Here is a 25,332-nt window from a genome sequence, read left to right on the forward strand (position 1 = left end):
AAAAGAGAAAAACTTATAACTTTATCTCAGCCCAATTGGTAGCGTATGTTGGGGCTATTCTTCCTAAAATAGAAATAGTTTCTGCAACGTTTAGCGCTGGTCCACCTGAAAGAATTTTAGCTACTTCATCTGCTTTTGCATCAAAGAAAACTCTCATGATATATGAGTTTGGTCGGGTTCTATGCAAACCTTCTAAAGTTTTCATAGACTCTAAAATAGATTCCTTTCCTTTTTTAAGGTCATTATTCATAATATCAAGACCTTCTCTATGATAAGTATACAATGCAGTTCTGTATCCATCAAAGGTACCAGATAATAAATCATCATTTAATCTAAATCTGGTTTGTGGTCCGTCTTGTCCATTCCAACCCAAAGTATTACTACCTTGTGCATTACCCACAATATTTTTTGCCTCCTGAAAATAATTTGTACCTGAATTTAATTCAAAAGAATCTGCATCAACACCTAAAATAGTATATAGATAAAAAGCAACTACTGATATTAGATTAGATTCGAAATTATTAGGATTGTAATTCAATGGCTGAAACTCTAAATACCTAAAATTAAACTGTTTATCATTTATATTAAGAATCGTAGTTTTATAATTAGATCCATATACAGGTCTTGAAGCTTGAACCTGCAGGGTAGCATTGAAACTATCATTATCGTTCCCCGTAATGGTTATAAAAAAACTACAATCAATTCTTTCTTCATTTCTATAATCCGTTTCAGTCCACTTTGTATTATTTATAAATTCTGCCACAGACCTCTCCAAGGTTTTAAAAACTTGCAAGTTTGGATTTCCCGTTTGTTCAGCATTTACTACAACGGTAGCATTAAACTCTTGAGCATGTACAAAAATGCATGATAAAAGTAGTGTAAGAAGAAAAAAATTACGCATTACGTTGTGTATTGATTTCATTAAAAATATCCTGTGCAACTTCAGCTTTGGTCTTTAAATCAAACGCTTTAATTTCCATTTTATGATTAATAAGCGTCACTTTATTAGTCTTTCCCTTAAAGCCAGCTCCTTTATCATTTAAAGAATTTAAAACTATTAAGTCCAAATTCTTCTTTTTCAATTTTGCTTTTGCATTCTCCTCCTCATTCTGTGTTTCTAAAGCAAAACCGACTAAAAACTGTTCTTTCTTAACGGATCCCATCCATTTAAGGATATCCGTAGTACGTTCTAATTCGATTGCAAAACTACTGTCGGATTTTTTAATTTTTTGATCGGAAACATTTTTAGGTCTATAATCAGCCACAGCAGCAGAAGCTATAGCTATATCACAACTCTCAAATTCCTTTTCAACCGCTTCATACATCGATTCAGCATTTACCACAGGAACTACATTAATTAATCCATGATCTACTGTTAAAGAAGAAGGGCCTAAAACCAATGTTACTTCCGCGCCAAGCGATGCCGCCTGAGAAGCCAGTTCGATCCCCATTCTTCCTGTAGAATGATTTCCTATGAAACGTACTGGATCTATTGCTTCATATGTCGGACCAGCAGTAATTAATACTTTTTGTCCTTTAAGTGGTAATTTTTCTAAGATATCAGCTTCGATAAAACTGACAATATTTTCTGGTTCTGCCATCCTTCCCTGTCCTACAAGGCCGCTTGCTAATTCTCCAGATTCGGCAGGAATCATAACATTACCAAACTCTTGCAGTTTTTTGAAAGTTTCGTGAGTAGAAGGGTGATTATACATATCCAAATCCATAGCTGGAGCAAAATATACAGGACATTTTGCAGACAAATATGTAGCTAACAGAAGATTATCACTATTACCTGTAGACATTTTAGACAAGGTATTGGCTGTGGCAGGCGCTATTATCATAAGATCTGCCCATAATCCCAGCTCTACGTGATTATTCCATTCGGCGTTTTCATCTTCCTCATCATAAAAAGAAGAATTTACCGGATTTTTCGATAATGTAGAAAGTGTAAGTGGAGTTACAAAATCCTTTGCTGCAGGAGTCATAACTACCTTAACCTGTGCGCCTGATTTAATAAACAAGCGCACTAAGGAAGCTGTTTTATACGCAGCGATACCAGCGGTAACACCTAAAAGAATTTTTTTACCGCCTAATATTGATGCCATAAATTATTTATAAAGATTCAGAATCTGTTTTTGTATTTCTGAAGTATATTTTACCTTCTAACCACTCTTGCGCAGCTAGTGAATGAGGTTTTGGTAATCTTTCGTAGAATTTAGAAACTTCTATTTGTTCTTTATTCTCAAAGATTTCTTCTAAACTATCATTATAAGTAGCAAACTCATCTAGTTTTTCCAAAAGCTCCTTTTTAATATCCGTATTAATCTGGTTTGCTCTTTTAGATATTACAGAGATTGCTTCGTATATATTACCTGTTGGTTGGTCTACCAAGTTTTTATCAATAGTAGTAGTATTTACAGGTGCATTACTTTTTTTCAAATCCATCTTCTCCTAATTTTCTATTTATATTTTTCTAAACGTGTCTTAATATCTTCTGAAATTTCTTCAGCATCGGCAGTAAACTCACCTTCTTTGTAATACTTTTTGTAATTATTATAGAAACTTTCGGCAGTTTCTAATCGTTCTTTTACAAAAACTTCATAGCTACCAATAGCTAATAAATATTGTGATTCTAGCTTGTAATATAATGCTTTTTCTCTAAAAACAGAACCTGGATAATCTATTAGATAGTTATCAAAAGCTTTTATAGCCACTTTATAATTCTCTCTATGATGATATTGTTTTGCTATTTCAAAAGCCTTTTTTTCTTTTTTGTTTCTTAATTCTGCAACCAATTTATTGGCTTCTTCAAGGTTTTCACTATCTGGATATGCATTAATATAAGCTTGTAACTTCTGAATTGCTTCATCTGTTTCTTGCTGATCTAAACTATATCTAGGAGATAATTGATAGTAACTCTTAGCTCCTTTATAGGCAGCTTCTTCCCTTTTCTCACTATTCGGATATGATTTAGCAAATCTTTCAAACTGATATCCAGCAAGGTAATAATCCTCTAAATTATAATACGTATCAGAGTAATAATACATTACCCTTTCTGCCTGAGGCTTTCCACGAAACTGCGGCACGATTTGCTCAAAGAGACGTAAAGCTTTTTTATACTTACCCTCTTTATACAATTCTTCTGCTAACTTATATTTAGGCCCAACTTCTTCTTCTTTAAGTACTTTTTGATACTCACTACAAGAACCTAATACCAATACTAATGTTAACAAAAACAATAATTTCTTCATATCTTAAAAAACATCTGGCAAAAATAGATATTTCTACCGTATTACAAAAACTTTAATTGATCTATTAAATAACTAAAAGAAGAGGTCATTGTTGCAAAATTGTGACATAAAAAAACAGCTGCTCTATTTCTCTGAATTATACACCTTGGTTTCACTTATTTTATCATGATCCAATACTGTAAACCCTTCATCATCATAATGAAATGCAGGAACGAAAGCTTCATCAATTTTTATATCATTAAGAACATAAGAGTGCACCTGATGAACTTCTTGAGTAAAAGACTCATCATAATAACTTATCAAGATCAGGACTTCTCCGTGTAATTTAGATAAGTCTTCGCGTTTAAACTCCGCTAATGGACTAGTTTCTGTAATGGGATGTACTATGGTCCAAGTAGTAGGCAGATAAGTAATTTGACTTCTTTCTAATTTAAGATTGTAAAAATTATTTACATATTTAGCACCTTCTGTTTGTTGAGATAGCGCTAAGGTAACTTCAGCTTTTGGACGTATCATTACATTAGTACTTCTGCTCATTAACCGGAACATAATACAATCATTTCCGTTATGTTCTCTGAGCACCATTCTTTTACTAAATCTTATACTCGATTTTGGTTTAGAAAATCTTCCGTACAACAATCCTGTAATAAAAGAAAAACTTAAAAGTCCTACTAACGCTTCTATAGAAGAAATTACCCCAAAAACCACTCCCTTAGGAGCCATTGCTCCATACCCTACCGTAGTTACTGTTTGGGCAGAAAAAAAGAATGCTTTTAGAAAATCACCAAATAAACTACCTGTCGGAACTGTAATGGCAGAAATACCTATAGACACATAGATTATAGCAAAAACTGAATTTACAAAAACATACCCAAGAAATACCCAGCAAAAAAACTTCAACCAGCTGATACTAATCAAATAATCGTAACTCCTTGAAATCGAAGTACGTCTATTGATATGTTTTATATTAAAAGAACCATCAGAACTGATGAATCGTTTCGCTAACTTATCTGATGATAAACCAATCCCAGGATCTTTTATTTTTTTTGCCATAAAAGCTTGTTAATTACTTTTTACGAACTCTTCTATTTTATCAGCTAAATCTTTAGAAACAGGAACTAAAGGTAATCGTACATAATCATCACAAACACCTTTTTTCTTTAAAATATTTTTTATACCCGCTGGATTACCTTCCTCAAAAGCATAATCCAAAACAGGTAACAATTTATATAAAATTTCAAATCCTACTTTAGTATCACCAGAAAGTCCTAACCTAATCATGTTGGAAAATTCTTCTGGAAACCCTTGACCAATTACACTAATTACTCCATCACCACCAGCTGCTACCAAAGGAAGTGCTAGCGCATCATCTCCAGAAATCACTAAGAAATCTTTAGGCTTATCTTTTAAAATTCTAAGTACTTGTGTAAAATCACCTGTCGCTTCTTTAATTCCAACAATTTTATCTAATTTGGATAATCTTAATGTTGTTTCTGCACTCATATTTGTTCCAGTACGTGAAGGGACATTATATAACAACACAGGTAACGGAGACTGATCATTTATCATTTTGTAATGTTGATAAATTCCTTCTTGACTTGGTTTGTTATACATTGGCACAACTGATAAGATAGCATCAAAATCTGAAGTATCCGTATCTTTCATTTCTTGTAGAATCGCTGCGGTATTATTACCGCCAATACCTATAACTAAAGGTAATCTTTTGTTATTTATTTTTACAATATGCTGTACTAACTCCTTTTTTTCTTCTTTTGAAAGTGTAACTGACTCTGCTGTAGTTCCTAGTACAACTAAGTATTCTACACCGCCATTTATACAATATTCTACTAACGATTCTACTCCTTTGTAATCAATTGAACCATTACTATTAAAAGGCGTTGCTAATGCAACACCAGTTCCTTTCAGAAAAGCACTCATATTATATTATCTGTAAAATTTTTAAATATTTTTTTAATTCGGAAATAAAAAGGTTGGTGTCTTGATCGGCAGAACCTATTACGAGATCATTAATTCTATTATCAATCTCAGCAAAACCAACTTTAAACTTTGCTTTGGAAGCGGCAGCAACATAATCTAACTCCAATTTACTTTCGGAGTAAAAATTGATTAAAATGTCATAATCCTTTTTTATAAAATCATTCAAAGAATTACTCTTTACAGCACCTCCAACACCAAAACTTTTATCGTTGTAATAATCGGCATCTTTATCATCTGAAATTTCTTTCTGGTCTTCCTTATACCCCATTACTTTCAAGTTATCGGACTTCACACCAAGTTCATTTGCCAACTTAACCACCGACAAAATGTTAACGGATTGAGAAGCATCAATCAAAACTGCTAAATTTCTAATATTAGAAACTTCTTTAGCTCTGGATTTTCTTGATTTAATATGAGATTCAACACTCTTTTTTAAAGCATTTCGCTTTAGACCTTTTAAAATCATTTACAATTAAAGATTAAATGGCAAATGTAGGTATTTTCAATTTTAAATAACACTACAAAGCCTAATATAAATTAAAAACTAAACAATATTTAACACAAAAAGTTATATATATAACAAATAAATTTAATCTGTTTGATGTAGATTATATCGATCAGATTAAAGATATCTATGGCCTACTTCATTATTATCTTTCAGCTTTACCTCCATAAGAAACTTCAAGAAACAATATAAGCCAATAATCTCCGTAACATTCGCAAGTACCGTAAAAACCTTACTGTAGTAATAAAAATGATTGATTAAAACCAAGGCATTTACAAAAAGACAACAACTAGCAGAGATAAATAGCTTAAAATTACCTTTATATTTATCTGCGAGATAAATCACAAAACACGCCCCTACAAATACAAAGAGTGTAAACATTATTGCAAAGAATGAAAAAACAACATCCATAAGCGTTGGTAATACCATTTGAGAAACAGAAAAAACCAAATATGCCACCAGGAAAAAACTTATAATTATAGGTAATGATGTGAACCTGGTAATTTTGATATCCTTTAGAGTTATATATTTCCTTAATAAAAAAATATTCACCAGATAGAATAAAATTATTGTAAGCGCTACATGATTAAAATATTTATAAAAATCCAAATAAATCAGAGTATCGCTAGCCATCAGTATTACCATACTTAACGAATAACAAAACCAAATAGATTTTTTATCCGAGACACATATAAAAATAAGCGATAAAGGAATTAATGGTTTAACATATACCAAATGTATATTTTCACAAAGTACTGCAGTAAACACAACCACAATAAAGGAAAAACCAAAAAATAAATATGCTAATCTACTATTCTTCTCCACCTAACTCAGTCTTGGTAACTTTAATTACGCTTTCAAAATAATCATTCCAAATATGGTATCAAAAAAACTCAACAGTATTAGGTTTCAGGTCATTTTGTTCAATAAAAAATTTAATTAAAAAGTAGTGACCAAAAACTTGCAGAACATTGCTCAGAATAACAAATACATCTAAATGAATATACAACTTGTTTAATACCGTAATAATATTCACAATCAGAAAGCTTGAGGCAGCCACCATAAGCGAATAACTGATTACTGTTCTGCTGTTTAAATAAATATAATAACAAAGCCCTATGAACAAAATAAATAAAACAATAAAAACATTGAGATACAATTGATCCTCCGATATACTACCCGAAATCATGTCTGCAACAGAATAAATCACATAAGATATCAATCCCATAGTAATTAACAACTGTATCGTAAAGATCTTTTTAAATTGTATTTTAATTCTTTTTAAACTCTTGCGTAGTAGCAGAATATTAAAACAGTAGTACAAAGACATCAATACATTAATTATCCTGAAATATTTTTTAAAATCAATGACCGCTAAGATTTCAGAAATCAATACGAACAACAATCCCAAAATAACTAAATATTGTATCCTTTCTACCTTAGACACATAGATCAAAAACACAGAAGAAACCACTAAAGTTTTAGTATAAACTAACCAATTTTCATTAAAAATTGCTGTTATTAGAAGTAAAACCCCAGAGATATACAATAGCCGATAAGAAAGTTTAGTTCTATCCAAAATTACTTTAATTTACATTCTAAAATCCTTCGAACTCTTCTGATTTAAGATACTTATATTTTGTAATCATGTAGTTAACCAAAAACACTAAAGCCAATGGTTCACAGATTAAACGAATCACTTTTAACTCATTGGATTCCAGATAAAAATGATCAATAAGTAAAATAAAATCACTAAAGGAAAAATTCAGCATTGCTAAAAAAAACCACAATGACTTTTCTGATCTAATATTAATGTAGTGCATTGCAGCTACAATCAGCAAAATATATAGTAATAATAGATGAAGAAAACCTATTAAACTTAGACTTCCCATAGGTTCTCTAAGCACATAATAAGTCATAAAAAATATAGCCGTGTATAAAGAGCTACCTAACACTAATGTAAAAACATCTCTTTGATTGTATTTAAAAGACTTATGATTGTAATACAAAAAATAAAACAGTATCAGATATCCAATAATTCTGATATACATAATATCTCCAATTGTTATTTGATTACTTAATATTGCTATTAATTCTGCGAAAAAAAATATTGAAAGAACAATAAAATGAAGTAGTTTACTTTTTTTACTACTCCAAAAATATAGCATCAAAATAATCATAAACAGCAAAGGTTTGCTAAAAGTGTATAACAGCGGAAACTGAAACACAAAACCTATTACCTGTAAAACAATCAAAAAAGAAATTAAAAATCTTAGTAGTTTTCCTCCATCCATTATGATTTAATGTAAAAAAGTGCAAATATTCTTCACTTCTTACTCCGTTAACAATTTTTCCTTTGGTTAAGATACTAAATTTCAACCAAATACCTAACACAGAAATTAAACTTCAATTAATTTTTTATTTTAAGAGAATCAGGACTTGAAATTTTAAATTTCACCAGAAAGTATACTGCCAACAATTGGTAGATGGAATTAATAATTTTTAATTCTAATGAAGGAACATAAAATCGATCCAATGCAAAACAAGCATCACTAATTACAAAATTAAGTATCGCAATCACAAACCAAAGAGATCTAGGAGACCTAATATTTACATACTGAAAGACAGCACCTATTAAAAGCAGATATAGAATAATTATATAGATAATACCAAATGGTCTTATAGCACCCATAGCCTGATTCGTAACTGCATATATTTCATAGACAATAACCGTCCACAAAACTAAAAAGGCCATCAGATATACAATATCTATGTTATTGTAATCTATTTTTTTATGATTTCGATATAGAAAATAGAATAAGATGAAATAACATATAGTATAGCTTAACAAAACATATCTAAACCCATTCTCTATTCCTGTAAGCAAAAAAATATCACCTAGAAAACAGAGGAGCAAAACAACTGCAAATAACGAATCAACCTTTTTGACATTAAACCAATACAACATAAAGAATAAGGGAACAGTCATTGGTTTCACATACAACTCCAAAGCAGAATTCTGCAAGATTGTACTAAGAACACATAAACTTCCTGTTAGCAATAACAATATTTTAATGAGTGTTCTTATTTTCACGTAGTTATAATTACTTTATTAAGAATTCATACAAAATCTATCCTGTTCACATGATTCAAAATTCAATTACAATTATCTCTTTATTCCAATAAATTTAAGAAATCCTCTTCGGTAATAATAGCAATCCCCAGCTTATTTGCTTTTTCCAACTTACTTGGTCCCATATTAGCTCCAGCTACTACATAAGATGTTTTAGAAGAAATTGAACTAGAAACTTTCCCTCCATTATCTTCAATAAGCTTCTTTAACTCATTACGAGAAACCTTCTCAAAAACTCCCGAAACAACAAATGTTTGACCATTTAATGTATCTTTTTGATTAGCTAATTTCTCCGCTGAGATTTGCAATTGCACACCATAATCTAAAAGTCTAGTAATAAGTGTTTTATTAGATTCCGTATCGAAAAACTCTTTAACGCTTTGCGCTATTTTGATTCCAATTTCGTCAACACTTACCAAATCCTCTTCTGAAGCTTGCATAATCGCTTCGATTGTCTTGTAATGTTTTGCTAATTTTTTAGCTACAGTCTCTCCTACATACCGAATTCCTAAGCCAAATAAAACTCTTTCGAAGGGAATCTCTTTAGATTTAGCAATTCCTTCGATGAGATTATCCGCACTTTTTTCGGCCATACGCTCCAGTGGAATAACTTGTTCTTTTTTAAGCATATAAAGGTCTGCATAATCTTTGATTAAGCCTTCTTTTACCAGCAATGCCACGGTTTCTCCTCCAAGACCTTCTATATCCAGTGCTTTACGAGATATGTAATGCTGTATTCTACCCACAATCTGCGGCGGACATCCGTCTATATTCGGGCAATAATGCTGTGCTTCTCCCTCTTTTCTTATTAATTCTGTACCACATTCTGGACAAGAAGAAATATACACAGTTGGCATAGAGTCTTGATCTCTTTTTGTGAAATCTACACTTACAATTTTGGGAATGATCTCGCCTCCCTTTTCTACAAACACCGTATCATTCTCTCGGATATCAAGCTTTTGAATTTGATCTGCGTTATGCAATGAAGCTCTTTTTACTGTAGTACCTGCCAACTGAACAGGCTCTAAATTAGCAACTGGTGTTATAGCTCCTGTGCGACCCACTTGATAAGTTATTTTATTTAGCTTGGTAATTGCTTGCTCTGCCTTAAATTTATAAGCCATTGCCCATCTTGGAGCTTTTGAAGTAAAACCAAGCTCTTCTTGTTGTTGTAAATCATTTACTTTTATGACAACACCATCTGTTTCATAAGGTAAATCTCTTCTTTTTTCATCCCAAATATTCACAAACTCCAACACTTCATCTATAGAATGCACTAAACGTGATTCTTCTGGAACTTTAAACCCCCATTCTCTAGCTTTTTCTAAACTTTCATATTGTGAAAAAATACCTAATCGATCTCCAGCCAAATTATACAACAAACAATCTAATGGTCTTTTTGCAGTTTCACTACTATCCTGAAGCTTCAAACTTCCAGAAGCAGTATTTCTTGGATTTGCATAAGGTTCTTCTCCTGCTGCTATTCGCTCCTGATTCATTTTAGCAAAGCCTTCATAAGGCAATACAATTTCTCCTCGGATATCAAACTTTGCGGGATAATCTCCTTTTAATTTTAAAGGTACAGACTTAATTGTTTTTACATTGGTCGTAACATCATCGCCCTGGATTCCATCACCTCTGGTTACTGCACGTAATAACTCTCCATTTTCGTACGTAAGACTAATAGAAGCACCGTCATATTTAAGCTCGCAAGTATAACTTACATCGCCATCAACCAATTTCTTAATTCTAGTTTCCCAATCCAACAAATCTTCTTTAGAGTAAGAATTATCCAACGAGTACATTCGTTGCTCATGAACTACTGTATTAAAATTTTTAGTAACCTGCCCTCCTACTCTCAAAGTTGGTGAATTAGGATCATAAAACTCAGGGTGTTTTTCTTCTAAAGCTTGAAGTTCTTTAAGTTTCATATCGAACTCATAATCACTTATAGTAGCTGCATCTAAGACATAATAGTTATAATTATGTTGTCTTAATTCTTCCCTTAATTGATTGATTTGTTGTTCTATATTCATTGTTGTGATACCGTTATGCTATTATTTTATTGCCTCTTCTATTAGATTGATAACGTCCTTTATTTCAATCCCAAGATATTCCGAAAGTTTTTGTAGAGATTCTTTTCCTTTTATAAAAGTTTCCGCTGTTTTTCTTGTCCAATTAATTCCATCTATTCCAGCTTTAATCTTATCAAAAAAACGCCTAAAACGGTTTTTAAAACCACTTTTTTTCAAATCTTTAATATTTTCTTCATTAAGAAGATCTAAATCTTCCTGAAGCTTCTCAGCATCGTCAAATAGTTCTGTATTTCTTAAATTATTTACAATAAAATCAAATGCATCTTGAAAATGAATAATCTCTTCTTTTGAAAATTCTAAAACTTGAGACTGATATTGAAGTTGAGATTGTTCTTGGTTTTGATTTATATTTAAATTAACCCTTATTGGTTCTTTTTCCCTATTTAAAAACAAATTACGAAACTTCGAAATATCTTCTTCTAAGTATTTAATTTTATAATTAGCGAAATCAAGGTTTGTTTTAAACTGTTGAATTTGGGCTTTATATTTGATTTCTAAAAACTCTATTTCCTTGGTTAATTCTTCAACAATTACTTTATCTCTTAAAGACAGGTTTAAATTGTGAACCAAATTGACATATTCATTGATATATAGCCGAATATCTTCAATATTCACATCTTTATCAACCAAAATTTCCAACTCTAAACCTTCAGATATTTTATTTATTTGAAACTCTATTTGAATCCCCTTAGTATCTTTAACATACTCGTCAAAACTTATTAAATATTTAATGAATGCATTTCTTAAAAGGTCATGAATTTTAATTTTATCTTTATAACTCTTTTTGTTATTTAAAAAATAATTATGAATAATTTTCCTAGCAAGGTCAATAGTCACATCCTCTTTTTTAAATGAAGAATGTGCTATGATTGAGATCAGAGCTCCTTCCAACACATTTATGTTAGTTTTAATATTATTTGCCAAAAACTCCACAACATCTTCTGGCATTTCTATGCCATCTCTATAAAGTTTATTTTTGATAATAGATATTTTGGTCTCATAATCCGGTTGATGAAGCTCGGCAGACAATCCTTTTTTAATTTCGGAACTCAAACCCTCATCTATTCCATATAAATTCAGTGGAACTTTGTTACAAGTTAATATTACCTGCTTACCTTCTTTTCTTAAATAATTAATAATATAGAAAAACACATCCTGTGTATCTTTTTTTCCTAATAATAATTGGACATCATCTACAATTAACAAATCAAGAATTTTGTACAATTGAATAAAATCTTCTCTCCCATTATTCTTAATAGAGTTAATATATTCTCGTGTAAATTTTTCTGCCGAAATATATAAAACTGTTTTTTCAGGATAATTGTCTTTTATGTTTACACCTATTGCATGTGCCAAGTGTGTCTTACCTAGCCCAACTCCTCCAAAAATTAACAAAGGATTAAAAGACGTTTCTCCAGGTTTGTTAGCTACTGCCATACCAGCAGATCTTGCTAAACGGTTCGAATCCCCTTCTATAAAGTTATCAAAATTATAATTAGGGTTTAATTGAGATTCTATTTTTAAACTTCTAATCCCTGGAATCACAAATGGATTTTTAAGTTCGGGGTTTTTACTTCTAATAGGAATATCTACTTCTTGAGAACTTATAGTTTTACGAGAAGTACTTGGTATTTTCTCATAAAACGCTTTTTTTTTTCCAAATACATTCTCCATTTTAATAATATATACTAACTTAGAATGTTCGCCTAATTCCCTAGTCAAAGATAACCGTAAAAGTTCTACATAATGTTCTTCGAGCCACTCGTAAAAAAACTTGCTAGGTACCTGGATGCTCAAAGCACTATCAGTAAGCTTTACAGCTTTAATAGGTTCAAACCAGGTTTCAAAAGCTTGTGGAGTAATTTTGTCCTCTATATATAACAAACAATTATTCCAAACTGAGTCTGCCGTTTTATCCATATCAAGTTCTATCTGGTTGCAACCACTTCGGCACTTGTGCAGGTTCAAATGACTTCATTTTTTCTAGTAACGAATCGATTTGATCATCCACAATTAGAAGATCATAGTTTTCTTGTTTTAGAAAGCCACTTTTTACCATATTCTCTAATAAAAGTAATAAATGATCGTAAAATCCATTGATATTCAATAAACCAATAGGTTTTTGATGCAACCCTAACTGAGACCACGTAATGATTTCAAATAGCTCTTCTAAAGTCCCAAAACCACCAGGTAAAGTAATAAACCCATCACTAAGATTATGCATTTTCATTTTACGTTCGTGCATATTTTTAGTTGTTATCAGCTCAGTTAACCCAAGATGAACAACTTCTTTTAATTTTAGGAAATCAGGAATAACTCCTACTACTTTTCCTTGATGATTAAGAGCGCCTTCTGCTACTTTCCCCATGATACCGATTTTAGCTGCTCCATACACCAAGGTAATTCCCTGATTAGCTAATTTTTCTCCGAGCAATAAAGCATCACTTACCGTTTTGGTATCATTGCCTTCGCTACTTCCGCAAAAAACACAAATAGAAGTTAGATTATTCATTAATTATATTTTTAGTATTACAGGCACGGATCATTCGATCGTTACCATTTATATCTTTACGAAGATCAATAAATTCATATTCGTATTCCTGAATCATATTTTTAGTTTCGACACCAAGGTATTGATTAATTTCAAAATATAAAGCACCGGTATCAGTCAAACCTTCTTTAGCAAGGGCAGTTATTTTTTCATAAAAAATTAAAGGATTTTCATCAGAAACGAACAGTGCGATACTTGGTTCATTTTCTAATACATTAGCCTGAATTTCTTCTTTTTCTAATTCTCTAACATATGGGGGATTGGAAACAATAATATCAAACTTATGAGGTAAAGAATTCATTTCTAAAATATCCGAATGCATAAACTGAATATCTACCTCATGATATTTGGCATTGAATTTAGCTACTTCGATAGCTTGTTCTGAAACGTCTATAGCGTAAACATCAGCATTAGAAAGCGCTGTAGCTAATGAAATAGCTATACAACCACTACCTGTTCCTATATCTAAAATAGTAAGTTTACGAGTATTGTTGATAGACTGCCAATCTTTCACTATCCAATCTACCAATTCTTCAGTTTCTGGTCTGGGAATTAATACGTGCTGATTCACCTTGAATAAAAGTCCATAAAACTCGGTATCCCCGATAATGTACTGTATAGGCTCTTCATGTAACAATCTTATTTTTGCTTCTTTAAAATATGAGAGATCCTCTTTATTTAGAATCCTATCCAGCTCTAAAGCTATATTCACACGTTGTAGACCAAGTTTATACTCCGAAAGCAAATAAAAGAACGACCTAGCTTCTTCTAAACCATACAATTCTGATAGTGAATCAATAAAATCTTTTCTAAGATCTTTAATTTTCAAATCTATAAATCTTTAATCATCCAAGCCTGACAACTGTAATGCCCTGTATCTCCCATTGGAGCATCTAAGTAAGTAAAGCCAACTTTAGCATACAATTTCCTTGCGTCTTTCATATAAGGCATTGTCTCCAAATAACATTTTGTAAATCCTTGTGTTCTGGCAAAATCAAGACAGGTATTCATCATTTGATGCCCTAATCCTTTTCCTCTAGCCTCCGGTAAAAAATACATTTTTTGAAGTTCACAAATCTCGTCACTTCCTTTTTCTAATTGAGCAATCCCTGCACCTCCAATGATTTTCTCATCCTCTTCTACTACAAAATATTCTTTCCTTGCGCCTTCATAAGTTTCAAACATTATATCCAGCTCTTTATCCTCATAAGCAGTACCTACCTTAGGAACTCCCATTTCTATTAAAACCTCTCTTATTACAGCTGCTAAAGCTTTATTATCTTCTAGAGCAACTGGTCGTATTTTTATAGTACCCATTCTAATATTAAATGTTACTTTTGTGATTACAAAAAGTGACTTTATTTTGTTTCATAAACGAACTGAAATATACATTAAATCTGCTCAGTAATCAATGAAGAAGTTTCTATTCTTATCAACAATATTTCTTATACTACCAAGCTGTTCTTTATCTAAGAAACCTGAGTTCGAGCGCATCTCTAAAATAGATGTTAAAAACGTAAGTATGCGTAATATAACAATCCACGCAGATGCTGTTTTTAACAATCCAAATAATGTAGATGGAACACTTTCTATCGAAGATATGCACGTTTTTGTTGATAACATTGATGTTGGTGTGATATCCTCCAAAGAATTTGATGTTCCATCGAAAAATGAATTTAAAATTCCTTTAGAAGGAACATTTTCACTTTCAAAAATATATGAAGACAATAAGAGTAATCTCTTAAATAGCGTGCTTAAAATCGTTCAAACTGATTCTATTCATATTCAATACAAAGGGAATATAAAATATCATTTTGGAAATTTTTCTTATCCCTATAAAATTAACAAAGAACAAAAAGTTAGTTTAAAATAAAACTTTGGATATACACAAAAAACATATGCATCGATGCATTCAGATTGGAAAGAATGCCCTGGGATCCGCTAGACCTAATCCAATGGTTGGATGCGTAATAGTACATGATGAACACATTATAGGAGAAGGCTTCACTAGTGCCTATGGAGGAAATCATGCAGAAGTTAATGCAGTGAATTCCGTAAAAGATAAATCCTTATTAAAAGAAGCAAGTCTTTATGTAACATTGGAACCTTGTTCCCATTTCGGAAAGACTCCTCCCTGTAGCGACATGATTATTCGAAATCAAATCCCTAAAGTATTTATCGGTACTATAGACACACATAGTAAAGTAGCAGGCAGAGGCATCGAAAAACTCAAGAAAGCTGGTTGTGATGTAACGGTTGGCGTATTAGAGGATGAGTGCAGGAAACATCACAAACGTTTTTTCACTTATCACAACAAGAAACGGCCTTACATTATTTTAAAATGGGCTCAAACACAAGATGGATTTATTGCTCCCGAAAAAAGTTCTGAACGTGCTCCAGTTTGGATCACAAATTCAAATTCTAGACAGTTGGTACATAAATGGCGCGCAGAAGAGCAAGCTATTTTAGTTGGTAACAAAACGGTTATTGAAGATAACCCAAAACTTACTACTAGAGATTGGTCTGGACATCATCCGGTAAGGGTTCTTATTGATTTGTCTAATAAAACTCCAATAGATTCTTCAATTTTAGATAAAACAGTAAAAACAATTGTGATTACCTCTAAGAATAATATCAATAAAAATAGCTCCAATCTGATTTATGAAACTATTGAGCCGGGCAAACAAATTACAACAGATATTTGTAGAATTCTCCACAAACATGAAATACAATCTGTAATAATAGAAGGTGGCAGTTTTACCATACAATCTTTTATTGATAAAAATCTTTGGGACGAAGCAAGAATATTTAAAGGAATCACTAATTTCTCAAAAGGCACAATAGCTCCTAAGATTCATGGAAAACTAACATCCTCTGAAAAAATTTTAAATGACACTCTAAGCATATACATCAATGATCACAACAATCATTTTTGATTTTGGCGATGTGTTTATCAATCTGGATAAACCAGCTACCGAAAAAGAACTTAAGAAATTAGGCTTGCCATCTATTAATAAAGAACTATCAGATTTTAATAAGTTATATGAAATTGGTAAGATAACTACATCCGATTTTATTGATCATTATCAAAAAATCATCCCAAACACTACAAAAGAACAGATTGTTTATGCATGGAATGCTATTTTGAAAGAATTTCCAGATAAACGATTAGACTTTATTAAAAAACTTTCAATTGAAAAGAAATATAAATTATTATTATTAAGCAATACCAATGAATTGCATATTAATTGGATACAAGAAAACATTTCTTTTTATCATGATTTCAAGTCTTGCTTTGATTCCTTTTATCTATCTCATGAGATTAACTTAAGAAAACCTGATTCTGATATTTTTCAATACGTTTTAGAAGAACACAAGTTAACTCCCGAAAACACTCTATTTATCGATGACACTGAAGAAAATACGATAGCTGCTCAACGATTAGGGATAAAAACATGGAACAATAATCCAGTAACCGAGGATGTCACAGAATTATTTTCTATAAAATCTGATTTATTTTGATATACCTTTTATTAAGCATACTTTCTTCGAGCTGGATATTAATTACTTTTAAATTATTTAGCAAATACAAAGTAGATACGTTACAAGCAATCGTTGTTAATTACATTGTTGCTTCTATTTCTGGTTTTATCGCATACCAAAAAACTATAGAGGTTAGTAAAATTGCTGAATTCAGTTGGTTTTACACCACCATTATTTTAGGTTTAGTTTTTATATTGGTTTTTAATCTCATGGCTATAACCACACAAAAAAACGGGCTTTCTGTAGCTGCAGTTGCAAGTAAAATGAGTGTAGCAATCCCTGTAATATTTGGCATTCTAGTTTATAAAGAAAGTACAGGGTTTTTAAAAATCTCAGGTATTTTAATTGCACTGATTGCTGTTTATCTAACATCGGTAAAAAACACCAGTGGAATCTCTATAAAGACACAAAACTTAATATTTCCATTATTAGTTTTTCTTGGTGGAGGAATTATCGACACAAGTTTAAAGTTTATGGAAAAAAATCATGTAACTGAAGAAGAAACCGCTTTGTTTTCGGCTTGTATATTTGGTTCTGCCGCTGTTATAGGAATTTGTATCTTATCTTATAAATTATTAAAAAAAACTTTAAAAATAGCTCCAAAAAACATCATTGCAGGAACCTGCTTAGGTATTCCGAATTATTTTTCAATTTATTTTTTGATTCAAGCATTAAGAAACGATACTTTAGATAGCTCAACGGTTTTTATCATTAACAACGTTGCTATATTATTATTATCTACCATTGTAGGAGTGCTATTTTTCAAAGAAAAATTAATACAAAAAAACTGGTTAGGTATTATATTAGCAATAATTAGTATTCTCTTAGTTACTTACTCTATTTAATAATATTGAACAATAGCGATTTATATAAAACCATAGATTCTCCAGGAGAAGAAGTCTTATTTAAAGATAAAAACAGTAAATTCTTTGGATATTCATTTCCTATTTCTAAAGAGGAAGATGTTAAACCAATAATTGAATCTTTAAAAAAACATCATCATGCCGCTAGGCATTGGTGCTATGCCTGGCAATTAGGTGTAGAAACTATCCAATATAGAAGTAATGATGATGGAGAACCTTCCAATTCTGCCGGACAACCAATTTATGGCCAAATACAATCTTTCGAAGTTACTAATATCCTTGTGGTAGTTGTACGATATTTTGGTGGTGTTAAGCTCGGTGTTGGCGGATTAATTAACGCCTATAAAACGTCTGCTAAATTATCACTCGAAGCTTCAAATGTTATAGAAAAAACAATTGATATTAAGTTTTGCATCACTTTTGAATACAAAAACATGAATAAAGTAATGCGAATTATCAAAGAAAAAAAGATCAAGATATTAGACCAAAAACTAGAATTAAACTGTAAAATATTTATTTCTGTAAGAAAAACAGTCTCCAGTGAAATAAATGATCTTTTCTCTACGTTGTATGAAGTAGAAATTGAAAGATTAGCTAGTTAAGGTATTTTCTATAATTTCTAATAAGTAGGGAGGACATAAAATCGGCTTTCGTGTTTTCGTATCGACAAACACCAAAGTGGAAGAAGCAATTGTTAATAAATCTTGATTCTGATTGTATATTTCGTAGTCAAAAACAATACGGGCTGTAGGAATTTTCTTAAGGAAAGTTTTAACAGTTAATTCATCGTCAAAGAACGCAGATTTCTTAAATTTAAAGTCTAAGGTAAAAACAGGAAGCATCACACCGTTCTCCTCCATATTCTTATATGAAATACCTAAGCGAGACAACCAATCAATACGGGCTAACTCTAGGTATTGTGCGTAATTACCGTGGTGTACAACACCCATTTGGTCTGTTTCAGAATATCTAACTTTTAATGAAGTTTCGGAAGTGATTGACATATATTTAATTATAAAAAAAATGAGCCATTTGGCATTAGAATCATTAAAGTATGCGAAAAAATTATTTAAAATTCAACCCCAAATTCGTTTTTTTTTTACATTTTTTGTTCACATATTTGTCAAGCAAAAAAAGAAGGAACTTTTTCAACAATTTTCCGTTAATAACGATATTAAAGTAATCTAACCACTCTAATGAATTTAACTGCGCAATCAGTTTGGGATAATTGTCTGTCGTTTATAGAAGATAACATTACCCCACAAGCTTTTAAAACCTGGTTTGAACCTATTAAAGCTGTAAAGCTTACTGATAGTGCTTTGAGCATCCAGGTACCTAGCAAGTTTTTTTACGAGTGGCTCGAAGAACATTATGTAAACCTTTTGAAGGTTTCTCTTACTCGAGAATTAGGAGAAACAGCAAAGCTGGTTTACATTATAAAAATGGAAAACACTTATGGTAATAAAAAACCATTTACAGAAAAGATTCCTAGCTCTAACAGAACACCTGTAACTTCTCAAGAAGTAGACGTACCTATTAAGAGTAAAAATCCAGAACTTAAGAATCCTTTTGTAATACCTGGCATTCGAAATGTAAAAATTGAATCTCAACTAAATCCAAGCTATAATTTTGATAATTTCCTAGAAGGAGACTCTAACCGTTTAGCAAGATCTGCAGGTATGGCAGTAGCTAACAAACCAGGAGGAACTTCTTTTAATCCTTTGTTAATTTTTGGAGGAGTTGGATTAGGTAAGACACATTTGGCACATGCAATAGGTGTAAACATAAAAGATAACTATCCGGAAAAAACAGTTTTATATATTTCTGCAGAAAAATTTACACAGCAATACATAGAGTCTGTTAAAAAGAATAATAGAAATGATTTTATACATTTCTACCAAATTATAGACGTTCTTATTGTAGACGACATACAGTTATTATCCGGAAAAGCTGGAACTCAAGATGTATTCTTCCATATCTTTAATCATTTACATCAAAATGGAAAACAGGTAATTCTTACCAGTGATAAGGCTCCTGTAGATATGCAAGATATCGAGCAGCGATTACTATCACGTTTCAAGTGGGGATTATCAGCAGAATTGCATCAACCAGACTTTGAAACCCGTATATCTATAATTAAAAACAAACTTTATAGAGACGGTGTAGAAATGCCAGAAGATATAGTTGAATTTTTAGCTAATAATATAAAAACAAATATCCGAGAACTAGAAGGCGCCATTATCTCTTTAATAGCTCATTCTTCTTTTAACAAAAAGGATATTACAATCGACTTAGCGAAAGCAATTGTAGACAACTACGTTAAAAACACTAAACGAGAAGTTTCAATTGATTATATTCAAAAAGTAGTAAGTGACTATTTCCAAATGGATGTAGAAACTCTGCAGTCCAAAACTCGTAAACGCCATATCGTACAAGCAAGACAATTAGCTATGTTTTTTGCAAAAAAGCTAACAAAAGCTTCATTGGCTAGTATCGGTACTCAAATTGGAAAAAGAGATCACGCGACAGTACTGCACGCTTGCAAAACTGTGGACAATCTTTCTTCTACAGACAAACAGTTTAGAAAATACGTAGAAGACTTAGGTAAAAAACTTACATTATAAACAAAACATTTAATTAATGAAGACTAAAATTCTAATGGTTTGCCTTGGAAACATTTGCAGGTCTCCATTGGCAGAAGGTATTTTAGCTTCTAAACTTGATCCTGATCTCTATCAAATCAGTTCTGCTGGAACAAGTAATTATCATATCGGAGAAAAACCAGATATGAGATCTATACAAACAGCTAGAAATCATGGTATAGACATTAGTAATCAAAGAGCTGCACAATTCACTGTTAGTGACTTTGATTTATACGACATCATCTATGCCATGGACAACTCAAACTATCAAAACATCATAAAATTGTCTCGCAATTCTAGCGATAGAAAAAAAGTAAAACTGATTTTAAACGAATTGCATCCTAACGAAAATCTAGATGTGCCAGATCCATACTACGGAGGAGATCAAGGATTTGAAAATGTATTTGAAATGTTAGATAAAGCTTGTGACCAACTAATCCAAGAGTTATAACAAATAAAGATCTTACAAAACAAAGTTTTTGTATATTTAGTAAGCATTAACTACTTAAAATATTACATTCTTTGAAAAACATTACAGCGTTTTATGATAATTTAATATGTATTCATCATACATCTAATCATATTAACAACAACCACATTAGTTCATTTAATCAAAAAACTATTATTTTATAATTATGGAATCAAAACCCCTAGATCCCAAAGGAAAACTATATCTAATACCAACTCGATTAGGTGATGATGTTCCTTTAGAAGTATTACCGATATCAATAAAAAAAGTTTTAGAACAAGTAAACCACTATATTGTCGAAAACGAAAAGCCTGCAAGAAGGTTTATTAAAAAGGTAAGTCCAAGTAAATCTCAGAGATCGCTAATCATTCACTCAGTGAATAAATACACAGATGCTACGGAAATACCAAATTATTTAGCTCCCTGTTTAAATGGAGAATCTATTGGATTATTATCAGACGCTGGATGCCCCGGTATTGCAGATCCAGGAGCAGAAGTTGTGAGATTAGCACATGAAAAAGGAATCCAAGTAACACCGTTGGTAGGACCATCTTCCATATTTTTAGCAATGATGAGTAGCGGAATGAATGGCCAGAACTTTTGTTTTAATGGATATTTACCAATAGATAAAGCTGACAGAAAGTCCACTATCAAATCCCTTGAAAAAAATTCTTTAGAAAAGAATCAAGCTCAAATCTTTATAGAGACTCCGTATAGAAATGATAAAATGCTAGCTGATCTTACCACTATTCTAAATCCAAACACTAGATTATGCATTGCTAGTGATATTACACTGACCACAGAATACATACGTACCAAAACCGTAGAAGAATGGAGAAAAGAACAAATTGAGCTTCATAAGAAACCTACAATTTTTATTATCCAAAAAGATTTTTAGAAAATACAAAAATTAAACTAAAACTGAACTTTAGCTTTTCTATTCGGAACTACAAAAGAAGTATCAAATCCTGAAAAACGTTTCATGTAATAACGAATTGTAGTACCAAAAGCATCCGAAAAACCATCAACCCCTCCACTACGAAGGTATTTCTTAACAGCTCCTGGGCCAGCAAGATGTGCCGCAGCTAATACTCCAGACTCGGTAACAATTACTCCATTCATCCTCTTACCAGTAAACCATTTAAGATCTCTACGTAAAATCCATTTATTTCTAGAAAGATTTGCGTAAAATGCTTTTTCCTGTAACTCTGGGTTATTTAGAAAATCGTTTTTATTCTTAATACCAATTAACGCTAGTGTTCCCATACCAAATTGATATTTACCCATGTAGCCAAATTGATTCACTACCCCATAATCTCCTCTAGATTCCTTAAAAGCTAAAGCTTCTTTAAAACCTACATATGAATTACCTAATTCTGGATAAATTATAATGTCGTTAAGATCATCTTCAATCTCATTGAAATTGGGTGTGATGTAGTAGAGATCCAAGCCCTCAGTGCTATAAGAACTTAGATCTACTCTTTTTTTTGGTGTAAAACTTACTAAAACAACTCCCCCGATTGTAAGAATTACAAAAAGTCCAATTATCCTTTTTATCATATAAAAAATTTCTAAGTAGACACTAAAAAAGCGTTCCCCTCTACTTAAATTTTTGCGGTGCAAATATACAGCTTTTTTTTAAACAAAATAGGTGCTTATGTTAAATTTATTATAATGCTGAAAAACAGTATTTTACACCAAAAAAAGAGTTAAAAAAGCACTGAAAAAGTCAAAAAAAGTCTTAATTCTTACACTTAAACGTCTAACAAGCAACTTTTGTCGATAAAAATTAAATCAAAGTACCGTGGAGAAATCCACAACAACTCAAACGATTTTGTTAATAAATAAAGTCGAAAAACAATAAGTCTTCCGTAAAATCTTTATTTTTTTCCTACAAAAAAGCTAAATGATTTATCGTCTTACGCCTTGCTTATTAATCCAATTTATATATTGCTTTTTATTACGATTATGTTGTTCAATACTCTTAGCGAATTTATGATAACCAAAGTTTTCCACATTCGCTACGAAAAAATAATACTCATGCTTTTCATAATTAAGAACAGCGTCAATTGAAGAGATATCAGGCATCGTAATTGGACCTGGTGGTAATGTATTGTATTTATAAGTATTATAAGGACTATCTAACTCTAAATCTTTAAACAAAACTCTTTTGATTACTATATCCCAGTCATTCCTATGCTTCTTAAGTGCATATATAACGGTAGGATCTGCATCGAGTTTCCATCCATTATTATACCGATTCATATAAACTCCAGCTACTCGAGGTCGTTCATCCACTTTAGCAGTTTCTTTTTGAACAATAGAGGCTACAGTAGTAACTTCAGTAGCAGTTAAACCTATTTTTTTAGCTTTCGCTTTTCTTTTATCATTCCAAAAACGATTATACTCCTTTAGCATACGGCTTCTAAACTGCTCTGCTGATGTATTCCAAAAAAATTCATACTTGTTAGGTATATACATGGATAACGCATTATCAATAGTAAATCCATTTTCGTTAATAAAGCTTTCATCCTTAAAAGCTTTTACAAGAGAAATACTATCCGCCTCTATCTGTTGTGCTACTCTACCTGCTAAATTCTCTAAACGCTCTTGATTATTAAATGTCAATTGAATAGGAGTATTTTTACTTCTTAACAGATCCACAAGTTCATTATTATTAAGCCCTTTTTTAATAATATATCTTCCTGCTTTCACTTTATTAGCATACCCTTTTTTTGCAGCAATTTTATCAAAACTATAAGGATCCTTTAATAAAGGATGTATTTCTTTTTTCAATTCCTGAAAAGTAGTTCCTGAAGGAATAAATACGGTCTTAGTCTCTACTTCAAAATTTGTATTAGGAGAAAATACAGCGTTATATACATAATACGCAAACCATCCTCCTGCTAATAAACCGATAAGTGCTATTAATAATAATATTCTTTTAATGTACATATATATATTGATATAATAATTCATTCTTGTAAATACCATTTACAAGATTCCATTCTTTTTTTATTCCTACTTTCCGAAATCCTTCTCCTTCAAAAAGTCCTATGCTTGCTAAATTATCATCTGCAATATTCGCATATAGTTGGTGTAATCGTAGATGAGTATCGCCATATTTTTTAATTAGCCGTAAGGCTTCTTTACCATAACCTTTTCCTCGTTGCTCTGGCTCAGCAATGATAATCCCTACTCCTGCTCTATTATGTGTTGGATTAAAATCAAACAAGTCAATTAATCCAATAGAAGCTCCGTCATTAGTACTTATTAAAAGTCTTAATTGTTTAGCATCATATATATCTTGATGTGCATTTTCTAGATATTGCTTGATCAAAAAGCGTGAATAAGGGGTCTGTGTTGTACTCATTTCCCAAATCCGCTCATCATTCTCAATAATATATATAAAATCTAAATCTTCAGGCTCTAGTGCTCGCAGATATATATGCTCACCTTTTAATGTTAACATATAATTTCACCTTTAAAAACTTGTTCTGCCGGTCCAATAAGAAATACATCTTCATAACCATTATCAGTTTCACGGAAGGTAACTTTCAATTCTCCTCCTGGAGTTTTGACCTTAACCTCTTCTTTGTTTGTATTTTTGGTAGCGTGCATAGATAGTGCTACCGCAGTAACTCCTGTTCCACAAGATAATGTTTCGTCTTCTACTCCTCGCTCATAAGTTCTTACTGAAAACATATCATCATTTTGTTTTTGAACAAAATTCACATTACTTCCAGCTTCAAAATAAGGTGCTCCATTTCTAATTTTACGTCCAACATTAGTAACGTCATAATTTACTATATCATCAACCATAGTGACATGATGCGGAGAACCAGTATCCAAAAACAGATGGGAATCATGCTTTTCTATCTCAGAAACATTTTGCATTTGCAAATACACCAAACCATCTTTAATTTCAGCTATATGCTTACCATCTATTGCTGTAAAAACAGCTTTATCTTTAATAACTCCTAAGTACGCCGCAAAAGCAACTAGGCATCGTCCGCCATTACCACACATAGTACTTTCGTTTCCATCGGCATTAAAATAAACCATGGTAAAATCATCCTCTTCATTTCCTGGAAGCTCTAATAACATTAGACCATCTGCACCAATACCAAATTTTCTGTCACAAAGTCTTGCAAATAATTTGGTATCATTTTTGGACAATATCGAATCTCTGTTATCGATGATTACAAAATCATTACCTGTACCTTGGTATTTATAAAAAGTTAAGTTCATTATTTTAATTCAAATGTAAACAACAAA

At 31.6% G+C, this 25,332-nt stretch carries 26 protein-coding genes and 1 pseudogene; 8 read left to right on the plus strand and 19 right to left on the minus strand.

Annotated elements, in window-relative coordinates:
- Positions 1–13: 13 nt before the first annotated feature.
- From porD to ACWNT5_RS21835, 14 genes and pseudogenes are all read right to left on the minus strand, one after another.
- Positions 14–901, minus strand: coding sequence for a type IX secretion system protein PorD (gene porD / locus ACWNT5_RS21770; RefSeq protein WP_456518563.1), 888 nt, complete (start codon positions 899–901; stop codon positions 14–16).
- On the minus strand, positions 894–2,108 hold the full coding sequence (gene coaBC / locus ACWNT5_RS21775) for a bifunctional phosphopantothenoylcysteine decarboxylase/phosphopantothenate--cysteine ligase CoaBC (protein WP_456518564.1): 1,215 nt from the start codon (positions 2,106–2,108) through the stop codon (positions 894–896). Before coaBC ends, porD begins: the two co-directional genes overlap by 8 nt.
- 7 nt (positions 2,109–2,115) lie before the next feature.
- Positions 2,116–2,448 (minus strand): DNA-directed RNA polymerase subunit omega, encoded by a 333-nt coding sequence (locus ACWNT5_RS21780; RefSeq protein WP_299602446.1) that lies wholly within the window; start codon positions 2,446–2,448, stop codon positions 2,116–2,118.
- A gap of 14 nt (positions 2,449–2,462) precedes the next feature.
- Positions 2,463–3,254 (minus strand): outer membrane protein assembly factor BamD, encoded by a 792-nt coding sequence (locus ACWNT5_RS21785; RefSeq protein ID WP_299602449.1) that lies wholly within the window; start codon positions 3,252–3,254, stop codon positions 2,463–2,465.
- Positions 3,255–3,377: 123 nt separating this feature from the next.
- Complete coding sequence (locus ACWNT5_RS21790; protein ID WP_299902221.1) at positions 3,378–4,307, minus strand: ion channel; 930 nt, start codon at positions 4,305–4,307, stop codon at positions 3,378–3,380.
- 9 nt (positions 4,308–4,316) lie between these two features.
- The gene (gene dapA / locus ACWNT5_RS21795) at positions 4,317–5,192 is read right to left on the minus strand and encodes a 4-hydroxy-tetrahydrodipicolinate synthase (protein ID WP_456518565.1); all 876 of its coding nucleotides are present in this window, start codon (positions 5,190–5,192) and stop codon (positions 4,317–4,319) included.
- Position 5,193: 1 nt separating this feature from the next.
- Positions 5,194–5,718: a DUF6913 domain-containing protein gene (locus ACWNT5_RS21800; protein ID WP_299602458.1), complete on the minus strand. Its 525-nt coding sequence runs from the start codon at positions 5,716–5,718 to the stop codon at positions 5,194–5,196.
- 1,637 nt (positions 5,719–7,355) lie between these two features.
- Entirely contained in the window at positions 7,356–7,937 is a 582-nt protein-coding gene (locus tag ACWNT5_RS21805; RefSeq protein ID WP_456518566.1) for a hypothetical protein, read from the minus strand.
- A 230-nt stretch (positions 7,938–8,167) separates the two neighbouring features.
- Complete coding sequence (locus tag ACWNT5_RS21810) at positions 8,168–8,851, minus strand: lysoplasmalogenase family protein (RefSeq protein WP_299602463.1); 684 nt, start codon at positions 8,849–8,851, stop codon at positions 8,168–8,170.
- Positions 8,852–8,931: 80 nt separating this feature from the next.
- Positions 8,932–10,926, minus strand: coding sequence for an NAD-dependent DNA ligase LigA (gene ligA / locus ACWNT5_RS21815; RefSeq protein ID WP_456518567.1), 1,995 nt, complete (start codon positions 10,924–10,926; stop codon positions 8,932–8,934).
- 564 nt (positions 10,927–11,490) lie between these two features.
- Positions 11,491–12,906 (minus strand): annotated as a pseudogene (dnaA, locus tag ACWNT5_RS21820) (chromosomal replication initiator protein DnaA); the annotation flags it as partial.
- Position 12,907: 1 nt separating this feature from the next.
- Positions 12,908–13,498, minus strand: a complete 591-nt coding sequence (locus tag ACWNT5_RS21825; protein ID WP_299602467.1) for an LOG family protein — start codon at positions 13,496–13,498, stop codon at positions 12,908–12,910.
- Complete coding sequence (gene prmC / locus ACWNT5_RS21830; RefSeq protein WP_299602469.1) at positions 13,491–14,366, minus strand: peptide chain release factor N(5)-glutamine methyltransferase; 876 nt, start codon at positions 14,364–14,366, stop codon at positions 13,491–13,493. The genes ACWNT5_RS21825 and prmC overlap by 8 nt, the downstream gene beginning before the upstream one ends.
- Before the next feature lie 2 nt (positions 14,367–14,368).
- On the minus strand, positions 14,369–14,854 hold the full coding sequence (locus ACWNT5_RS21835) for a GNAT family N-acetyltransferase (RefSeq protein ID WP_299602471.1): 486 nt from the start codon (positions 14,852–14,854) through the stop codon (positions 14,369–14,371).
- A 94-nt stretch (positions 14,855–14,948) separates the two neighbouring features.
- On the opposite strand from ACWNT5_RS21835, the gene ACWNT5_RS21840 reads away from it, so the two are divergent.
- The 5 genes from ACWNT5_RS21840 to ACWNT5_RS21860 are packed head-to-tail and all read left to right on the plus strand — an operon-like array spanning position 14,949 to position 18,545.
- A complete protein-coding gene (locus ACWNT5_RS21840) occupies positions 14,949–15,410 on the plus strand; it encodes an LEA type 2 family protein (RefSeq protein ID WP_456518568.1) in 462 nt (153 codons plus the stop codon).
- A 25-nt stretch (positions 15,411–15,435) separates the two neighbouring features.
- Positions 15,436–16,473 (plus strand): bifunctional diaminohydroxyphosphoribosylaminopyrimidine deaminase/5-amino-6-(5-phosphoribosylamino)uracil reductase RibD, encoded by a 1,038-nt coding sequence (gene ribD, locus ACWNT5_RS21845; RefSeq protein WP_456518569.1) that lies wholly within the window; start codon positions 15,436–15,438, stop codon positions 16,471–16,473.
- A complete protein-coding gene (locus tag ACWNT5_RS21850) occupies positions 16,451–17,059 on the plus strand; it encodes an HAD family hydrolase (RefSeq protein ID WP_299902254.1) in 609 nt (202 codons plus the stop codon). The genes ribD and ACWNT5_RS21850 overlap by 23 nt, the downstream gene beginning before the upstream one ends.
- Positions 17,056–17,925, plus strand: coding sequence for an EamA/RhaT family transporter (locus ACWNT5_RS21855; protein WP_456518570.1), 870 nt, complete (start codon positions 17,056–17,058; stop codon positions 17,923–17,925). The genes ACWNT5_RS21850 and ACWNT5_RS21855 overlap by 4 nt, the downstream gene beginning before the upstream one ends.
- 5 nt (positions 17,926–17,930) lie before the next feature.
- The gene (locus ACWNT5_RS21860; protein ID WP_456518571.1) at positions 17,931–18,545 is read left to right on the plus strand and encodes an IMPACT family protein; all 615 of its coding nucleotides are present in this window, start codon (positions 17,931–17,933) and stop codon (positions 18,543–18,545) included.
- Here ACWNT5_RS21860 and ACWNT5_RS21865 read toward each other — a convergent pair.
- A complete protein-coding gene (locus tag ACWNT5_RS21865) occupies positions 18,534–18,947 on the minus strand; it encodes an acyl-CoA thioesterase (protein ID WP_299602488.1) in 414 nt (137 codons plus the stop codon). The two genes, ACWNT5_RS21860 and ACWNT5_RS21865, sit on opposite strands and share 12 nt — an antisense overlap.
- A gap of 192 nt (positions 18,948–19,139) precedes the next feature.
- Between ACWNT5_RS21865 and dnaA (ACWNT5_RS21870) the strand changes: the two genes are divergently transcribed.
- From dnaA (ACWNT5_RS21870) to ACWNT5_RS21880, 3 genes are all read left to right on the plus strand, one after another.
- A complete protein-coding gene (gene dnaA, locus ACWNT5_RS21870; RefSeq protein ID WP_219010186.1) occupies positions 19,140–20,567 on the plus strand; it encodes a chromosomal replication initiator protein DnaA in 1,428 nt (475 codons plus the stop codon).
- 16 nt (positions 20,568–20,583) lie between these two features.
- Positions 20,584–21,036, plus strand: coding sequence for a low molecular weight protein-tyrosine-phosphatase (locus ACWNT5_RS21875; protein WP_299602494.1), 453 nt, complete (start codon positions 20,584–20,586; stop codon positions 21,034–21,036).
- Positions 21,037–21,220: 184 nt separating this feature from the next.
- Complete coding sequence (locus ACWNT5_RS21880) at positions 21,221–21,952, plus strand: SAM-dependent methyltransferase (protein WP_299602496.1); 732 nt, start codon at positions 21,221–21,223, stop codon at positions 21,950–21,952.
- A 17-nt stretch (positions 21,953–21,969) separates the two neighbouring features.
- On the opposite strand, the gene ACWNT5_RS21885 is transcribed toward ACWNT5_RS21880, so the two are convergent.
- From ACWNT5_RS21885 to dapF, 4 genes are all read right to left on the minus strand, one after another.
- Entirely contained in the window at positions 21,970–22,614 is a 645-nt protein-coding gene (locus tag ACWNT5_RS21885) for a peptidoglycan-binding protein LysM (RefSeq protein ID WP_299602499.1), read from the minus strand.
- Positions 22,615–22,965: 351 nt separating this feature from the next.
- Positions 22,966–24,009: an endolytic transglycosylase MltG gene (mltG, locus tag ACWNT5_RS21890; RefSeq protein ID WP_299602502.1), complete on the minus strand. Its 1,044-nt coding sequence runs from the start codon at positions 24,007–24,009 to the stop codon at positions 22,966–22,968.
- Positions 23,999–24,526 carry a GNAT family N-acetyltransferase gene (locus tag ACWNT5_RS21895; RefSeq protein WP_299602503.1) on the minus strand — a complete coding sequence of 176 codons (528 nt, stop codon included), beginning with the start codon at positions 24,524–24,526 and terminating at the stop codon, positions 23,999–24,001. Before ACWNT5_RS21895 ends, mltG begins: the two co-directional genes overlap by 11 nt.
- Positions 24,520–25,305 (minus strand): diaminopimelate epimerase, encoded by a 786-nt coding sequence (dapF, locus tag ACWNT5_RS21900; protein ID WP_299602506.1) that lies wholly within the window; start codon positions 25,303–25,305, stop codon positions 24,520–24,522. Before dapF ends, ACWNT5_RS21895 begins: the two co-directional genes overlap by 7 nt.
- Positions 25,306–25,332: the final 27 nt, after the last annotated feature.

The sequence above is a fragment of the Aquimarina sp. 433 genome, assembly GCF_054054605.1.

Bases quoted from the DNA above. Each gene is read 5' to 3' on its own strand.
- porD (WP_456518563.1), bottom strand. From the start codon at position 901: ATGCGTAATTTTTTTCTTCTTACACTACTTTTATCATGCATTTTTGTA.
- coaBC (WP_456518564.1), bottom strand. From the start codon at position 2,108: ATGGCATCAATATTAGGCGGTAAAAAAATTCTTTTAGGTGTTACCGCT.
- ACWNT5_RS21780 (WP_299602446.1), bottom strand. From the start codon at position 2,448: ATGGATTTGAAAAAAAGTAATGCACCTGTAAATACTACTACTATTGAT.
- ACWNT5_RS21785 (WP_299602449.1), bottom strand. From the start codon at position 3,254: ATGAAGAAATTATTGTTTTTGTTAACATTAGTATTGGTATTAGGTTCT.
- ACWNT5_RS21790 (WP_299902221.1), bottom strand. From the start codon at position 4,307: ATGGCAAAAAAAATAAAAGATCCTGGGATTGGTTTATCATCAGATAAG.
- dapA (WP_456518565.1), bottom strand. From the start codon at position 5,192: ATGAGTGCTTTTCTGAAAGGAACTGGTGTTGCATTAGCAACGCCTTTT.
- ACWNT5_RS21800 (WP_299602458.1), bottom strand. From the start codon at position 5,718: ATGATTTTAAAAGGTCTAAAGCGAAATGCTTTAAAAAAGAGTGTTGAA.
- ACWNT5_RS21805 (WP_456518566.1), bottom strand. From the start codon at position 7,937: ATGATTATTTTGATGCTATATTTTTGGAGTAGTAAAAAAAGTAAACTA.
- ligA (WP_456518567.1), bottom strand. From the start codon at position 10,926: ATGAATATAGAACAACAAATCAATCAATTAAGGGAAGAATTAAGACAA.
- ACWNT5_RS21825 (WP_299602467.1), bottom strand. From the start codon at position 13,498: ATGAATAATCTAACTTCTATTTGTGTTTTTTGCGGAAGTAGCGAAGGC.
- ACWNT5_RS21835 (WP_299602471.1), bottom strand. From the start codon at position 14,854: ATGGGTACTATAAAAATACGACCAGTTGCTCTAGAAGATAATAAAGCT.
- ACWNT5_RS21840 (WP_456518568.1), top strand. From the start codon at position 14,949: ATGAAGAAGTTTCTATTCTTATCAACAATATTTCTTATACTACCAAGC.
- ribD (WP_456518569.1), top strand. From the start codon at position 15,436: ATGCATCGATGCATTCAGATTGGAAAGAATGCCCTGGGATCCGCTAGA.
- ACWNT5_RS21850 (WP_299902254.1), top strand. From the start codon at position 16,451: ATGATCACAACAATCATTTTTGATTTTGGCGATGTGTTTATCAATCTG.
- ACWNT5_RS21865 (WP_299602488.1), bottom strand. From the start codon at position 18,947: ATGTCAATCACTTCCGAAACTTCATTAAAAGTTAGATATTCTGAAACA.
- dnaA (WP_219010186.1), top strand. From the start codon at position 19,140: ATGAATTTAACTGCGCAATCAGTTTGGGATAATTGTCTGTCGTTTATA.
- ACWNT5_RS21875 (WP_299602494.1), top strand. From the start codon at position 20,584: ATGAAGACTAAAATTCTAATGGTTTGCCTTGGAAACATTTGCAGGTCT.
- ACWNT5_RS21880 (WP_299602496.1), top strand. From the start codon at position 21,221: ATGGAATCAAAACCCCTAGATCCCAAAGGAAAACTATATCTAATACCA.
- ACWNT5_RS21885 (WP_299602499.1), bottom strand. From the start codon at position 22,614: ATGATAAAAAGGATAATTGGACTTTTTGTAATTCTTACAATCGGGGGA.
- mltG (WP_299602502.1), bottom strand. From the start codon at position 24,009: ATGTACATTAAAAGAATATTATTATTAATAGCACTTATCGGTTTATTA.
- ACWNT5_RS21895 (WP_299602503.1), bottom strand. From the start codon at position 24,526: ATGTTAACATTAAAAGGTGAGCATATATATCTGCGAGCACTAGAGCCT.
- dapF (WP_299602506.1), bottom strand. From the start codon at position 25,305: ATGAACTTAACTTTTTATAAATACCAAGGTACAGGTAATGATTTTGTA.